Raw genomic sequence first — 14,652 nt, forward strand, 5'->3', positions numbered from 1 at the left:
TGTAAATAACTTCAAATTTTTTCAAATAGTTGGAAACTTCACCAGCTATTTTACAGAGACCTGGGCACCAGCTGCTTCGAGCTGTGCCTTGATCTTTTCTGCTTCTTCCTTTACAATCCCTTCCTTGACTGGCTTGGGAGCCTCGTCTACAAGGGCTTTTGCCTCTTTAAGACCAAGACCTGTAATTGCACGAACCTCTTTGATGACGCCGATCTTTTTATCACCGGCAGCCTCAAGGATAACATCAAACTCGGTCTGCTCTTCGGCTGCTGCGCCTGCATCTGCGGCTCCGCCTGCGGCCATCATGGCAACAGGAGCTGCTGCAGAGACACCAAATTTTTCCTCAAGCTCTTTCACAAGCTCTGACAGCTCAAGAACACTCATGTTTGCAATAAATTCAACTACATCGTCTTTTGTGACATCAGCCATTACTTTCTCCTTGGATAACCCTGCGAAGAGTTATATAGATCTATGATTTAATCGTTGTTTGGTCGTTGTTAAAGCCTATGCCGCTTCCTTCTGATCAGAAATAGCAGAAAGAACCGTCATAAATGCCCTTGGGACACCGGAAAGAACCCGTACAAGGCCAGTTGGAACACCATTCATTGCGGACAGCAACTGGGCCAGAAGAACCTCTCGAGACGGCATTTTTGCAAGGGCCTTGATATCATCCACCGAGAGAACCTTACCATTCATGGTCCCAGCTTTGATCTCAAGTTTGTCGTTATCTTCTGCAAACTTGACAAGAACTCTTGCCGGAGCGACAGGATCATCCTTGCAGGTTGCAATGGCATTGGGTCCCTTGAAGAAATCCTTCATCAAAGCGGTATCTGTACCCTCGGACGCCATTCCAAGAAGCGTATTCTTCACAACAGCCAGCTGAACACCCTCTTTTCTCAACTCTGACCGGAGCTGGGTCATGGATTCAACATTGAGCCCCTTGTAATCCACAAGAATCGAGATCTGGGTTTCCTTTAGGCAAACCGCAAAATCGGCTACAAACTCTTTTTTATTAGATAAATTCAATAAACTACACCTCCTTTCCAAATACAACATTTTTTTCAGAGGTGCCAACGGTGCCAAAACAGATTTCTGTCTAGGCAGGCCGGCATCGCCGATTATACACATTTGAGGATGTGCACCTACTGTCTTTGACAGACAATTAATAAATATGAAGCCATGTTCAAGGACATGGCGGCAACCGGAAGGGGACTGGTGAACCCTACTTGGTAAACATGGGATCTATTTTTACGCCGGGGCCCATGGTAGTTGAAACAGTTATGGTTTTAAGATAAGTTCCCTTACTGGAAGCTGGTTTAAGGGCAATGATCATATTGATGAAGGCCTTAACGTTTTCGACCAGTTTTTCAGGACCAAAGGAAACCTTACCAACGGGCACATGAATAATACCGGCTTTCTCAACCCTGAAATCTATCTTACCCGCCTTGAGCTCTTCAACGGCCTTTGCAACATCAAAGGTCACCGTTCCGGTCTTTGCATTGGGCATCAATCCACGTGGTCCGAGGACCCTGCCAAGCTTACCAACGGTTCCCATCATGTCAGGTGTTGCAATTGCCTTGTCAAAACCGAACCAGCCATCTTTTATCTTAGCAACGGTTTCTTCGTCGGCTATAAAGTCGGCGCCTGCATCCAGGGCTTCTTTTTCTTTTTCACCCTTAGCAAAAACCAGAACCTTCACTTCTTTTCCAAGACCATTGGGAAGGGCTACGGTTCCCCTGACCATCTGATCTGCGTGGCGCGGGTCAACTCCAAGTCTCACAGCAATATCAACCGTTTCATCGAATTTTACATAGGATGATGCGAGTGAGAGCTCTAAAGCTTCATTGAAATCATAGCGAGCCTGCTTATCGATCTTTTTTGACATTTCCGTATATTTTTTACCGTGCTTCGGCATTTTATATCACTCACTCCTTTAACGGTTAAACTACTTCGATACCCATACTTCTGGCCGTACCAGCAATTATACTTACAGCTGCATCAACATCGGCAGCGTTCAAATCTTCCATCTTCAAGGTCGCGATCTCAACAAGCTGGTCATGGGTCACCTTTCCAACCTTGTCCCGGTTAGGGACACCAGAACCCTTGCTGATTTTTGCTGCCCTTTTCAAAAGCATGGAGGCCGGGGGGGTCTTTGTGATAAAGGTAAACGATCTGTCTTGGTATACGGTTATAACAACAGGAATTATGGAACCTGCGTCATTGGCTGTCCTGGCATTAAAGGCCTTGCAGAAATCCATGATGTTCACACCGTGCTGACCCAGTGCAGGTCCAATTGGCGGTGATGGATTTGCCTTACCAGCCTCTACCTGAAGTTTGATCAGCGCCATTACTTTTTTTGCCATCTTATTTACTCCTGACACTCACTTTAAAGTTTCGTAATTTAAATCTTTGTGACCTGGACAAAGTCAAGTTCAACAGGTGTTGCCCGCCCGAAGATACTGACAAGGACCCGAACCTTTCCCTTGTCGGGATTCGACTCTTCTACCGTTCCGTTAAAGTTGGTAAACGGCCCGTCAGTCACCCGTACATCATCACCCGGTTCAAAATAATATTTGGGCTGGGGTTTATTTTTACCCTGCTCCATTCGCTCAACAATGGCTGCGGCTTCTGCATCGGAAATGGGAGCCGGTTTGTTCTTGCCGCCCAGAAACCCAGTCACTTTTGGCGTGGAATTAACAATATGCCAGGTCTCATCGTTCAAGGACATGCGCACAAGAATATAACCCGGGTAAAACTTACGTGAGGATTCCCGCTTTTTCCCATTGACAAGTTCCACAACGTGCTCAGTCGGAACCAGAATCTCATCAAAACTGTCAGCACATCCGGAGTTGGCAACCTTGTCTTCCAAGGCAAGCTTGACCTTATGTTCAAACCCTGAATAGACGTGAACCACATACCATTTAAGAGACACTATCTACTCCCCATTTATGCAAGAACAACCTGCACCAACTTTGAAAGACCAAAATCGACCAGGCCAAGAAATGCAGCAAGAATAAACACGAGGATAATTACAACCACCGTTGAACCGGCAGTCTGTTTCTGATTTGGCCAGGTAACCTTTTTAAGTTCAACTCGGACCTCGCGAAAAAAACGAACTGCCTGGTGGTAAAAATTTTCTCGTCCGGCTACAACGTTTGTCAGAGGGGGTGTCTTTGACTTTAACACCTGGGGTGCTGGTTTCACACGAAGCTCAGTACCCTTATCCCCGCTCACCCGTTCCAGATCCTGATCTTCCTGTACCCTGGCTTTGCTTTTATCTGTTGTCACCTTCTTCTTTTGCAACCGTGCCATAACTCTCCTGGATCTGCCTACCCTGTCAGCCTAAAGGCTGCGTTTTAAAAAATGATGGCAGGTCAGGAGGGAGTCGAACCCCCAGCATCCGGATTTGGAGTCCGGCGCTCTACCAATTAGAGCTACTGACCTGCATCAAACTGCAGACATTACATCGGCATGATTCTGCCCGTAAGATTTTACTTGCGCGTCTCTTTATGGGTCACGTGTTTCTTACAGAACCTGCAGTATTTTTCAAACTCAAGCTTATCAGGAGTTATACGCTTATTCTTTGTCGTTGTGTAGTTTCTTCTTTTGCACTCTGTACATGCAAGAGTCACGTTTACTCTGGGCACTTGAAACTCCTTGAATTATTATTCTATTATTTCTCCAATAACACCTGCGCCTACCGTTCGTCCGCCTTCCCTGATGGCAAAGCGCAACTCTTTTTCCATGGCAATGGGTGCTATGAGTTCAGCTGTAATGGCTGCATTATCCCCGGGCATGATCATCTCCACCCCTTCGGGCAGGGACAAGACCCCGGTAACATCAGTGGTCCTGAAAAAAAACTGTGGTCGATAGCCGCTGAAAAACGGTGTATGACGCCCCCCTTCCTCTTTGCTCAGACAATAAATCTCTGCCTTGAACTTCGTGTGAGGAGTGATAGTACCGGGTTTTGCGACAACCTGACCCCTTTCAACAGCATCCCGTTTGGTTCCCCTGAGAAGCAGCCCGACATTATCACCGGCCCTGCCCTCATCCAGAAGTTTTCTGAACATCTCAACGCCGGTACAGATGGTCTTTGTTGTATCGCGGATGCCGACGAGCTCAACCTCTTCACCTGTCTTGATGATGCCGCGGTCGATTCTTCCTGTAACAACGGTTCCGCGTCCAGAAATCGAAAAAACATCTTCAATGGGCATGAGAAAATCTTTATCAGTGTCCCGAACAGGTTCTTTTACATACTCATCAAGTACGTCCAGCAACTTAAGTATGGGCTCAGCCGCAGGATCATCCGAAGTATCTGCCTCAAGGGCCTTAAGGGCGCTCCCCCTGACAATGGGCGTATCATCCCCTGGAAATTCATACTTTGTCAGTAGTTCCTGAAGTTCCATTTCAACAAGCTCAATGAGTTCTTCATCATCAACCATATCACACTTGTTCAAAAAAACAACAATACTCGGGACACCCACCTGACGGGCCAGCAGAATATGCTCACGTGTCTGGGGCATGGGTCCATCATCAGCGCTGACAACAAGGATTGCACCGTCCATCTGGGCTGCGCCGGTAATCATGTTTTTGATGTAATCAGCATGTCCCGGGCAATCAACGTGGGCATAGTGGCGCTTGGCCGTCTCGTACTCCACATGGGCGGTGGAAATTGTAATACCCCGCTCTCGCTCTTCAGGGGCCTTATCAATCTCGTCAAAGGCGACAAATTTTCCAAACCCCCTAAGGGCGGCATGTTTGGTAATTGCTGCCGTAAGCGTTGTTTTTCCATGATCAATATGTCCAATGGTTCCGATATTGACATGGGGTTTTGTCCGCTCAAATTTTTCTTTTGCCATCTTTAATTTTCCTCCCGCCGGAAAGAATGGAGCCCATGAACGGATTCGAACCGTTGAACCTCTTCCTTACCAAGGAAGCGCTCTACCTACTGAGCTACATGGGCCTGATCTTTTAGCAGTTGTAATCACCTAACTGATTTGCATAGAAAGGATGGAGCGGGAGACGAGGCTCGAACTCGCGACATTCAGCTTGGAAGGCTGAAGCTCTACCAACTGAGCTACTCCCGCTCTAAATAAAGGGGAGCCATGCACGGCACACACCTTTTCTGAAGCTTCCATTCTATGCAGTACGCGACCCATCCTCAAGCAAGGACAAATCTCCTACATGAACTTTTTATGGTGGTGGGGGGAGGATTTGAACCTCCGAAGGCTTGGCCGTCAGATTTACAGTCTGATCCCTTTGACCACTCGGGAACCCCACCATTATTTTTTGGAGCCGATACCCCGAATCGAACGGAGGACATTCTCATTACAAGTGAGATGCTCTACCAACTGAGCTATATCGGCATCACCTGCCGGGAAGATCTAAACCCCTTCTCGACAAGACCGGCGAATAATAGCAGAGGATCCCTGGTTTATCAAGCCCTAAAAAACCATACCCACAAACAATTATGGGCCATTACGCTTCAAAAACCCAATCTAAGCTCTTTTTATGTCTGTTTTCGACTATTATCTGCATTTAACAGCGATTATGAAAAAAGGACAGTCGCCAAAGGTGCGTTTTACCAATAATGTGACGGATATTTACTTGACACCCCTATTTTAATTTTATATTCATGGACAAGTTAAACTGTTCCAGCCACTTCAACCCTATATCGGGACTATATATATTCCATGAAAAAAATTCAATCCCTTATCATAATACCATTTGTCATCATGGGCTGCCAATCAGCGCTTCAAAATCATTCTAATGTTGCCGATCCTGGAATCACGATGATTGAGCAGGAAACACCGTTTGAGTCGCCAACCTCGCGCAGGGGGCATACCCATGACCCAATAATTGCCACGGGTACTGCAGGCAAACGGACAGATTCAATCCGCAACTCCCTGAAAAAATCACCCAGATCAGTTGCTGCCCAGGAGAAAATTGATCAGGCGTTAGAACTGTGCAATTCTGCCCAGGCTCTCTGGGAAAAAGGTGAGCTTGAAAATGCCCTCACTGAACTTGATTCAGCCTATGCTGCTATCCTTGACCTTGACACCAATGCCCACCCCCTTTTCACCCAGCAGAAGGAAGATATCCGTTACATGATCTCCAAACGGATACTTGAGATCTATGCATCGAGGAACATCGTTGTCACGGGCAGCCACGATGCAATCCCCATTACCCTGAATGCGTACGTTCAAAAGGAAATCAATCTTCTCACTGGATCTGAAAGAAATTTTTTCATTCATTCCATGAAGCGGTCAGGCAGATATCAGCCCTTTATCGCCTCTGAGTTCAAAAAAGCCGGGATCCCCGAAGAGCTCTCATGGCTGCCCCTCATCGAAAGCGGATTCAGGGTTCGGGCCCTTTCCCCGGCCAGGGCATTGGGCCTGTGGCAGTTTATTCCCTCCACCGGATATAAATTTGGTCTCAAGCGGGACTACTATGTTGATGAACGACTCGATCCGGTCAAATCAACCCATGCCGCCATTGCATACCTCAAGGAGCTCCATGGGATGTTCGGAGACTGGGCAACCGTTCTTGCAGCATACAACTGCGGTGAAGGAAGGGTGCTAAGAATCATCAGGCAGCAGAACATCAACTACCTTGACAACTTCTGGGATCTTTACGAGAAACTACCAAGGGAAACATCCCGATATGTACCGCGTTTTCTTGCCACCATCCACATCCTCAAAAATCTTGATCAGTTCAAATTTGATGCCACTTGCCCTGCAGAGCCTTTTGAATTTGAAATATGCACCGTCAACAAGCAGCTTCGACTTAAAGATATTGCAAGGGAAATTCAAGTTGAGCCCAGCCTCCTCAAGGATCTGAACCCTGAACTCAGATATGCCCTTCTTCCACCCGAGGAGTACGAAGTAAGGATTCCAGCAGAAAAAGCGGGCCTGTTTCTTGCAAAATTAGACAGTATAAACTCCTCATTTACTCCGCCCACACGCTACGCCTACCACAAGGTCAGAAAAGGCGAAACCCTGTCTGGAATTGCAAAACGCTACCATACTTCCATTCACCAGCTGACTTTGATCAACAAAATCTCAAAAAAAACCGTAATTGTTTCAGGCAAGGTCCTCAAGGTTCCTAATTCCGACACGACTCCGACCCAGAAAACAGCCCATGGAATTGCCGCTACCCCCCCAAGTCAGACCGTAAAGTACATGGTGAGACAGGGGGATAACCTCTGGCTCATTGCCGGTCGCTACAAAACAACCACAAAGGCCATCATGGCTGCCAACAATCTCAGGAGCTCTGCCCTCACCATTGGACAGGAACTTAAGATCCCAGCCAAAAAAACCAGCACCCAACGTATTTCAACCCATTTTGTAAAATCTGGAGATAATCCCTTTACAATAGCTAAAAAATATAATATGACTCTCCATCGTCTGCTCTCGTTGAACCATCTTACGTCGAGAAGCAAGATTTACCCGGGCCAGAAACTTCTGGTCGAATAAGATATGCCCCCGTAGCTCAGTGGATAGAGCATTGGATTCCTAATCCATGTGCGCAAGTTCGATTCTTGCCGGGGGCACCAGTAAATACGAGGCTTTCAGATTTTAACTGAAGGCCTTTTTTTTTGGCCGGATTTAAGGCCAACGCAGACAGCCTTTAAAGGCTTTACATTAACCAAGGACTCTTCTGATATAGTAAGATGAAAACATCCCCTAAAAAACCAGAACTTCTTGCCCCGGCCGGGAACCTTGAAAAACTCGAGGTTGCCATTGAGTTTGGTGCAGATGCTGTCTACCTGGCAGGTAAAGCCTTCAGTCTCAGAAATTTTTCCGGCAACTTTACCGACCAGGAGCTGACACAGGCCGTTGACTTTGCCCACCACGCCGGAGTCAAGGTTTACCTTGCGTGCAACATTTATTCTCGTAACCCTGAACAGGCAGCCATTGTTGGCTTTCTTGAACGGATCGGTCACCTTAACCCGGATGCCGTAATCATTGCCGATCCCGGCATTATCGATCTGGCAGCAACTATTATCCCCGAAATCCCCATCCATTTGAGCACCCAGGCAAATACGACCAACTACAATGCGGTCAATTTCTGGGGGAAGGTGGGCGTCAAACGGGTCAACCTTGCCCGGGAACTGACCCTTACAGAAATACGGGAAATCAAGCAGCGTTCTGATCTTGAAATCGAAACCTTCATCCATGGGGCCATGTGTATCTCCTACTCGGGGCGCTGCCTGTTGAGCAGTTTTCTATCAGGCCGGGACAGCAATCAGGGGGCATGCACCCACCCCTGCCGGTGGAACTACTCTGTGGTGGAAGAACAACGCCCCGGACACTACCATTCACTCATGGAAGACGAACGGGGGTCATACCTCTTCAACTCAAAGGATCTGTGCATGCTCGACCACATCCCTGAGTTGATGGACGCCGGTATAGACTCACTTAAAATCGAAGGTCGAATGAAGGGAGTTAACTACCTTGCCTCGGTGGTAAAGGCCTATCGCATGGCCATTGACAGCTACTCGGCCGATCCTGCCCATTATTCCCTTGATCCAGAATGGACCCAGGAACTATCCCAGCTCTACCACCGCGGCTATTGCACAGGATTTTACTTTAATGATCCGAACCAGACCCTGCCCAATTATGACAACCTGCGAAAAGGGATGATCCATGGATTTATCGGCAGAATCGTCGATTCTCCTGGGAAAAGGCAAATCACCGTTGATGTCAGAAATAAAATTTCCCCCGGAGATACAATCGAGATCCTCACCCCCCAGGGAATAAACCCAAGCACCTTGATCACACAAATTCTTGACAAAAACATGTCCCCCATTGACCATGGCCAACCAAACACCCGATCTACCCTGGTAATCCAAATTGATGCCCCGTCAACGGGAATAATCAGAAAGGCAGATCCCAGTGATAACCGGACAGACCTTTGACGCAATACACCGCAATTTAAGTTGAAAATTTTATCCTTTTTAGTGTATGCTCAGTAAATTCGTTTTAACCATTCAGGAGACGCATCATGTTTGAAGACGATGAAACCCTGCAGATGTACATTGAAGAATCCCTTGAACATCTATCCGATATCGAGAGTGACCTCTTAACCATTGAAGAGGGTGGTGAAAACATAGATCTCGACATAGTAAACAATGTTTTCAGGGCGGCACATTCCATCAAGGGTGGTGCCGGCTTCATGGGGCTTACCACAGTCAAGGACCTGGCCCACAGCCTTGAAAATGTTCTGGATCTTATCAGAAACATGGCCCTTGTTCCAGATTCTGAACGAATCAGCGTACTGCTCAAGGGGTTTGACAGACTCGAAAACCTCATGAACAACATACAGTCAAGCAATGATCAGGATGTGTCAGAGCACATCAAGGCCCTGTCCGAAATTGCCCAGCCCTCTTCCGAAATTGCCCAGCCCTCTTCCGAAATTGCCCAGCCCTCTTCCGACAAAGAGAACCAGGACATAACACCGGTCATGGTGGACATCCATCTTCCGGATGGAAGAATTTTTTCCCAAGTTGACCAATCAGACATGGAACAGCGAAGGATGGAAGGCCAATTTATCTTTCTTGTGGAATACGACCTTATCAGCGATATCCACAATCGGAATAAAGCCCTCTCCAAAACCCTTGACACCCTTATAAAAACCGGAACCATTCTTGAATCAAGAATCGATTTCAATGCCGTGGGTACCCTTGCTGATGATTCACCATTTCACACAATCCCCCTTCAGATCCTTTATGCGTCCATTATAGAACCTGACATGGCTGAGACCCTGTTCGATCTACCTGCTGACAACATACACATCATTGACGACGACATGTTGGCAGATTCAAGCGCACCGATCCTTTCTGACCCCCAGGCAATGATATCCCGGCAAAAAACAGCACAGAAAAAAAAGGTCGTGCCAATTTCAAACAAGATCGAGAACCAATCTGTTTCTGCTCCAAAAGACCAGGCTCAGACGGTTGCAGCAGCGGGGGAGTCTCCGTCAAAAGTTACAGGTTCCCTCCGGGTCAACGTAAATCTTCTAGATACCCTCATGACCCTGGCAGGGGAACTGGTACTTAGCCGCAACCAGTTGGTACAGGGAATCAACTCATCCAACGCCAAGGCAACCGAACTTGCCAGCCAACGCATCGACATGATCACCTCTGAACTTCAGGAAACCATCATGCAGACGAGGATGCAGCCCATTTCAAGTATATTCACCAAATTCACCCGGGTGGTGAGGGACCTTTCACGGCAGCTTGAAAAATCCATAGACCTTGTGATCGAGGGAAAAGAGGTTGAGTTAGACAAGACAATCCTGGAATCCATAAATGATCCTTTAACCCACCTTGTTCGAAACTCAGTGGACCACGGCATTGAGACCCCGGATGAACGAACGGCATGCGGCAAGCCCCAGACAGGCCTCATAACCCTCAAGGCATTCCACGATGCAGGCCAGGTCAACATCGTAATTACAGATGACGGCAAGGGGCTGGACCCGGTCAAAATTGCCCACGCTGCAGTGACCAAAGGACTATTGAGCGAACAGCAGGTCATGGAGATGTCCGACAAAGAAAAAACAGACCTCATCCTCTTACCCGGCTTTTCAACGGCGGAACAAGTCACGGATGTTTCAGGCCGTGGGGTTGGAATGGATGTGGTTGTCACCAACCTTGAAAAACTCGGTGGCATCATTGAAATTGACTCGACTCCTGGCAAGGGGACCGTCATACAGATAAAACTGCCCCTGACTCTTGCCATCATTCCAAGCCAGATTATTTCAGTGGGCAAGGAAAAATATGCCGTTCCCCAGGTCAACCTCGACGAACTGCTACGCATTCCTGCGGCCAAGGTCAAGGAAAGGATAGAAAAAGTAGGAGACGCGGATGTGGTCCGCCTCAGGGGAAATCTTCTGCCCCTCCTGGACCTGGCTAAGGTTCTCGGCATTGAGAAAACCTTCGTCGATCCCCAGGACAAGACGGAACGCCCGGACCGGCGAAACACCATTTCCGACAGAAGGGGCACCCGTCTTAACGAATCAGGTCTCCCCATGGCCAAGGACACCCCGTCCCCCCCCCTTGACCGGCAGGGAGTTGATCGGCGGTTCCATGCGGCAAGCGCCATCAACATCGCCGTTGTTTCAGCAGGTTCCTACAAGTACGGACTTGTGGTGGACGAGCTCAAGGATTCAGAAGAGATCGTTGTAAAACCCCTTGGCCGACACATGAAACGGTGCGCAGGTTATGCCGGCGCCACCATCATGGGTGACGGCAGGGTCGCCCTTATCCTTGATGTGTCAAACCTTGCCCAGATGGCAGAACTGACCACAATGGCAGAGACGGAACGGGTTGCCAAAGCGGCAAGGGAGGCCCGTGCAGCCCAGAACATGGCCCAGGACAAGGCATCCCTGCTTTTGTTCAGAAATGCTGAAACAGAATATTTTGCAGCCCCATTGAACCTTGTGGAAAGAATTGAGAGAATTGCCTCTTCTGCCATTGAACATGTGGGCGGGAAAAAGGTAATTCAGTATCGGGGCGGGGCTCTTCCCCTTTACGAACTCTCCCAGGTGACCCAGGTGGGAAGTCTTCCCCAAAGGGATCAGCAGGAGGTGATTGTCTTCAAGGTAAAGGATCGTGAAATCGGGCTCATGGTCTGCCCACCCGTGGATGCCCTGGAGGTATTCCTCGATATTGACGATTCCACCCTCAAGCAGAAATGCATCAACGGCTCCATGATCATTGACGGCCACACCACCCTCCTTGTTGACATATTCGGAATTGTCAAAGAGCTGAATCCAGGCTGGTTCGTCGAAGAACAGACTGCCGCCGATGAAATGACCAAGGGCGGTCAGAAAGTAATTCTCTTTGCAGAAGACTCCGCCTTTTTTCGCAATCAGGTCAGAGGGTTCATGAACGAAGAGGGCTACAAGGTAATTACGGCTGAAGACGGGGCCATCGCCTGGGATCTGCTGAACAAGCACAAGGATGAAATCGACATCATCGTGACGGATCTGGAAATGCCCAACATGGACGGTTTTGAACTTACTGAACGGATCAAAAACCATCCAGAATTCTCCCATTATACCGTTATTGCGCTGACATCCCTTGCCAGTGACGCACACATTGCAAAGGGAGAAAAGGTGGGCATAGACACCTATGAGATCAAGCTTGACAGGGAAAATCTCATGAAGGTGATACGCAATTATCTAACCCTTTAACTCTCCCCTTGAATCGGGTACAGGATCGGCAGAAGTCCAGGAGTGAATCAACATGAAAGAAGCAGACAACACGGTAAAACCCCACAACATGGAACTTGCCACATTTTATGTGGGAAAGGCCCTGTGCGGCATTGATATCCTCAATATCCAGGAGATCAACAAACACTTTGATGTCACAACGGTTCCCCAGTCGGCAGACTATGTGGTGGGTGTACTCAACCTGAGGGGAAGGATTGTGACCATCCTGGATCTTGGCAGAAAGCTGGGTCTCTCCCAGATCGAAGATGGTGCAGGCAACCGCAACATCATTGTCCGTTCCCAGGAAGAGCACATCGGCCTGATGGTTGATTCCATAAGCGACGTGGTCAGTGTGGACATGGACAAAGTCGAACCATCTCCGTCCAATTTAAACGGCGTCAAGGGAAAATACTTCCAGGGTGTTCTCAAGACGGATTCAAGTCTGATCGGCATTCTTGATATAGAAGAAGTACTAAAGGAATAGATGGAAAGACTAGGAATTCTTGTGGTAGATGACACCATTGTATACAGAAAAATCATCGGCGATGCACTAAAGGAGATCCCAGGGGTCGAGATTGTGGGTACAGCCCACAACGGAAAAGTTGCCCTGTCCAAAATTAAAACCCTCAAACCGGGCCTTGTTACCCTGGACATTGAAATGCCCGAAATGAGTGGCATTGAGGTGCTGGAGGCCCTTCAGGCCATCCCGGATGCGCCCGTGGCTGTTATGCTCAGCACCCTCACCCACAGGGGAAGTGACATGACGATCAAGGCCCTGGAGCTTGGGGCCTTTGACTTTATCGGCAAGCCAGACTCAGGAACCATGGCCGAGAATATGGTAAAGATAAGGGCGGCCCTGGCACCGATCATTGCTGCATTCAGACGCCAGCAGCAGTTTCGAAGTATGATAGGAAAAAGACCGGCTCCAGGTGCAGTCCAGCCTCGGCCCAAAACAGTTTTCCCTGAAATATCCTCCCGGGCCCCCCTTGCACGAAACCGGGCAACCCTTTCCGAAATTGTAGGCATCGGTATTTCCACAGGGGGCCCAAACGCCCTTGCCCGGATGATGCCCATGCTCTCGCCCGACCTGAATGTCCCCATCCTCGTGGTTCAGCATATGCCGCCGATGTTTACCCAGTCCCTTGCAAAGAGTTTGAATGCAAAGTGCCGGCTTACGGTCAAGGAAGCCGCAAACGGTGATCCCCTTGTGCCCAACACCGTTTACATCGCCCCGGGTGGACGGCAGATGAAGATTATCGCGGGACCGGACGGCAAGAGCAGAAACATCAGAATAACGGATGATCCGCCTGAAAACTCCTGCAGACCCTCGGTGGACTATCTTTTCCGATCCATTGCCGAGCACTATGTGGGAAGGGCCACCGCTGTGATCATGACGGGGATGGGCTCCGACGGAACCCGGGGACTTGGCCTCATGAAAAAAAACGGTGCCATTGTTATTGCCCAGAACAAGGAGAGCTGTACGGTTTATGGAATGCCTAAGGAGCCCATTGAATCCGGATTGGCAGACGTTGTCGTCCCCCTGGATAAAATAGCCCACGAGATAACCCGAACCATAATCAGATGAGCAGCAGGGTCCAATGATCAAAATCACCCCACCGGAATTTGATGTTCTTGCCCGGCATATTTTAGAAATCTCAGGAATTTCCCTATCCAGGGGAAAAGAGTACCTTATGGAGACAAGGCTCAGTCCCCTTTTACAAGCCCTGGACTGCACCTCGTTTACGCAGTTCCACAAAAGAGTCAAGGCTGATCACAGGGGGGAAATAAACGAAAAAATCATCAATGCAATCTCCACCAACGAAACCTACTTTTTCAGGGACAAGTCCCCGTTTGAACTTTTCCAGTACAAAATTATACCCGATCTCATGGACAAAAGAACAAAGGCCAAGACCGCTCTCAAACCAAGCCTTCGCCTCTGGAGTGCGGCAAGCTCCACCGGCCAGGAGATTTACTCCATTGCCATGGCCTTGATTGAAATCGGCATAACACCTGCCAATTACAACATCCGGATGCTTGGAACAGACATCTCCGATGCAGCAGTGGCCCAGGCAAGCTATGGCTGGTACAACAAGTTTGAGATTGCCAGGGGGCTTGATCCAAATCGCCTCACCCGGTTTTTCAACGCTGACAAGGACGGTTGGCGGATCAAAGACGAAATTCGCTTCATGGCCCAGTTCAAGAAAATGAACCTCATGAAACCCTTTGTCGGGCTTGGTAAGTTTGATATCATTCTCTGCCGAAATGTCATGATCTACTTTACCCCGGAAGATCGCAAAAAAATTTACGCCAACATTGCCAGGGTACTTGAACCCGACGGATATCTGATCATCGGATCCACCGAATCCCTTGCCAATGAATGTGATCTTTTCACCCCCCACAGATACCTGAAATCGGTTTTTTACCAGTTCAGATAAC

14 protein-coding genes and 6 tRNA genes are annotated in these 14,652 nt (G+C 48.5%); 7 read left to right on the forward strand and 13 right to left on the reverse strand.

Features of this window, described 5'->3' with window-relative positions; all coding sequences use genetic code 11:
* Window positions 1-45: 45 nt before the first annotated feature.
* The 13 genes from rplL to HRM2_RS17990 form a co-directional block, all read right to left on the reverse strand.
* Window positions 46-429 carry a 50S ribosomal protein L7/L12 gene (rplL, locus tag HRM2_RS17935; protein WP_015905448.1) on the reverse strand — a complete coding sequence of 128 codons (384 nt, stop codon included), beginning with the start codon at window positions 427-429 and terminating at the stop codon, window positions 46-48.
* Between the two features lie 75 nt (window positions 430-504).
* On the reverse strand, window positions 505-1,026 hold the full coding sequence (rplJ, locus tag HRM2_RS17940) for a 50S ribosomal protein L10 (RefSeq protein WP_041273361.1): 522 nt from the start codon (window positions 1,024-1,026) through the stop codon (window positions 505-507).
* Window positions 1,027-1,222: 196 nt separating this feature from the next.
* On the reverse strand, window positions 1,223-1,915 hold the full coding sequence (rplA, locus tag HRM2_RS17945; protein ID WP_015905450.1) for a 50S ribosomal protein L1: 693 nt from the start codon (window positions 1,913-1,915) through the stop codon (window positions 1,223-1,225).
* A 25-nt stretch (window positions 1,916-1,940) separates the two neighbouring features.
* The gene (gene rplK, locus HRM2_RS17950; protein WP_015905451.1) at window positions 1,941-2,363 is read right to left on the reverse strand and encodes a 50S ribosomal protein L11; all 423 of its coding nucleotides are present in this window, start codon (window positions 2,361-2,363) and stop codon (window positions 1,941-1,943) included.
* A gap of 38 nt (window positions 2,364-2,401) precedes the next feature.
* Window positions 2,402-2,932, reverse strand: a complete 531-nt coding sequence (gene nusG / locus HRM2_RS17955) for a transcription termination/antitermination protein NusG (RefSeq protein WP_015905452.1) — start codon at window positions 2,930-2,932, stop codon at window positions 2,402-2,404.
* A gap of 14 nt (window positions 2,933-2,946) precedes the next feature.
* Window positions 2,947-3,312: a preprotein translocase subunit SecE gene (secE, locus tag HRM2_RS26180; protein WP_041273362.1), complete on the reverse strand. Its 366-nt coding sequence runs from the start codon at window positions 3,310-3,312 to the stop codon at window positions 2,947-2,949.
* Between the two features lie 55 nt (window positions 3,313-3,367).
* Window positions 3,368-3,444, reverse strand: a tRNA-Trp gene (locus HRM2_RS17965).
* 47 nt (window positions 3,445-3,491) lie between these two features.
* The gene (gene rpmG, locus HRM2_RS26185; protein WP_015905454.1) at window positions 3,492-3,647 is read right to left on the reverse strand and encodes a 50S ribosomal protein L33; all 156 of its coding nucleotides are present in this window, start codon (window positions 3,645-3,647) and stop codon (window positions 3,492-3,494) included.
* Between the two features lie 18 nt (window positions 3,648-3,665).
* A complete protein-coding gene (tuf, locus tag HRM2_RS17970) occupies window positions 3,666-4,859 on the reverse strand; it encodes an elongation factor Tu (RefSeq protein ID WP_015905455.1) in 1,194 nt (397 codons plus the stop codon).
* A gap of 27 nt (window positions 4,860-4,886) precedes the next feature.
* Window positions 4,887-4,963: transfer RNA gene (locus HRM2_RS17975), tRNA-Thr, on the reverse strand.
* A gap of 48 nt (window positions 4,964-5,011) precedes the next feature.
* Window positions 5,012-5,087, reverse strand: a tRNA-Gly gene (locus HRM2_RS17980).
* 109 nt (window positions 5,088-5,196) lie between these two features.
* Window positions 5,197-5,281: transfer RNA gene (locus HRM2_RS17985), tRNA-Tyr, on the reverse strand.
* Between the two features lie 9 nt (window positions 5,282-5,290).
* A tRNA-Thr gene (locus HRM2_RS17990) sits at window positions 5,291-5,366 on the reverse strand.
* A 369-nt stretch (window positions 5,367-5,735) separates the two neighbouring features.
* Here HRM2_RS17990 and HRM2_RS17995 point away from each other — a divergent pair.
* The 7 genes from HRM2_RS17995 (at window position 5,736) to HRM2_RS18025 (ending at window position 14,651) form a co-directional block, all read left to right on the forward strand.
* On the forward strand, window positions 5,736-7,475 hold the full coding sequence (locus HRM2_RS17995) for a lytic transglycosylase domain-containing protein (RefSeq protein ID WP_232364070.1): 1,740 nt from the start codon (window positions 5,736-5,738) through the stop codon (window positions 7,473-7,475).
* A gap of 5 nt (window positions 7,476-7,480) precedes the next feature.
* A tRNA-Arg gene (locus tag HRM2_RS18000) sits at window positions 7,481-7,555 on the forward strand.
* Window positions 7,556-7,672: 117 nt separating this feature from the next.
* On the forward strand, window positions 7,673-8,920 hold the full coding sequence (locus HRM2_RS18005; protein WP_015905457.1) for a peptidase U32 family protein: 1,248 nt from the start codon (window positions 7,673-7,675) through the stop codon (window positions 8,918-8,920).
* Window positions 8,921-9,006: 86 nt separating this feature from the next.
* Complete coding sequence (locus tag HRM2_RS18010; RefSeq protein ID WP_015905458.1) at window positions 9,007-12,198, forward strand: hybrid sensor histidine kinase/response regulator; 3,192 nt, start codon at window positions 9,007-9,009, stop codon at window positions 12,196-12,198.
* 52 nt (window positions 12,199-12,250) lie between these two features.
* Window positions 12,251-12,700, forward strand: coding sequence for a chemotaxis protein CheW (locus HRM2_RS18015; RefSeq protein ID WP_015905459.1), 450 nt, complete (start codon window positions 12,251-12,253; stop codon window positions 12,698-12,700).
* A complete protein-coding gene (locus HRM2_RS18020) occupies window positions 12,701-13,801 on the forward strand; it encodes a protein-glutamate methylesterase/protein-glutamine glutaminase (RefSeq protein WP_015905460.1) in 1,101 nt (366 codons plus the stop codon).
* Window positions 13,802-13,814: 13 nt separating this feature from the next.
* Entirely contained in the window at window positions 13,815-14,651 is an 837-nt protein-coding gene (locus HRM2_RS18025) for a CheR family methyltransferase (RefSeq protein WP_015905461.1), read from the forward strand.
* The last annotated feature ends 1 nt before the right edge of the window (window position 14,652 follow it).

The sequence above is a fragment of the Desulforapulum autotrophicum HRM2 genome, from assembly GCF_000020365.1.
GTDB classification, from domain to species: Bacteria; Desulfobacterota; Desulfobacteria; order Desulfobacterales; family Desulfobacteraceae; genus Desulforapulum; species Desulforapulum autotrophicum.

Excerpts from the sequence above, each read along its gene's own strand:
- rplL (WP_015905448.1), bottom strand. The coding sequence starts at position 429 with ATGGCTGATGTCACAAAAGACGATGTAGTTGAATTTATTGCAAACATG.
- rplA (WP_015905450.1), bottom strand. The coding sequence starts at position 1,915 with ATGCCGAAGCACGGTAAAAAATATACGGAAATGTCAAAAAAGATCGAT.
- rplK (WP_015905451.1), bottom strand. The coding sequence starts at position 2,363 with ATGGCAAAAAAAGTAATGGCGCTGATCAAACTTCAGGTAGAGGCTGGT.
- secE (WP_041273362.1), bottom strand. The coding sequence starts at position 3,312 with ATGGCACGGTTGCAAAAGAAGAAGGTGACAACAGATAAAAGCAAAGCC.
- tuf (WP_015905455.1), bottom strand. The coding sequence starts at position 4,859 with ATGGCAAAAGAAAAATTTGAGCGGACAAAACCCCATGTCAATATCGGA.
- HRM2_RS17995 (WP_232364070.1), top strand. The coding sequence starts at position 5,736 with ATGGGCTGCCAATCAGCGCTTCAAAATCATTCTAATGTTGCCGATCCT.
- HRM2_RS18005 (WP_015905457.1), top strand. The coding sequence starts at position 7,673 with ATGAAAACATCCCCTAAAAAACCAGAACTTCTTGCCCCGGCCGGGAAC.
- HRM2_RS18010 (WP_015905458.1), top strand. The coding sequence starts at position 9,007 with ATGTTTGAAGACGATGAAACCCTGCAGATGTACATTGAAGAATCCCTT.
- HRM2_RS18015 (WP_015905459.1), top strand. The coding sequence starts at position 12,251 with ATGAAAGAAGCAGACAACACGGTAAAACCCCACAACATGGAACTTGCC.
- HRM2_RS18020 (WP_015905460.1), top strand. The coding sequence starts at position 12,701 with ATGGAAAGACTAGGAATTCTTGTGGTAGATGACACCATTGTATACAGA.
- HRM2_RS18025 (WP_015905461.1), top strand. The coding sequence starts at position 13,815 with ATGATCAAAATCACCCCACCGGAATTTGATGTTCTTGCCCGGCATATT.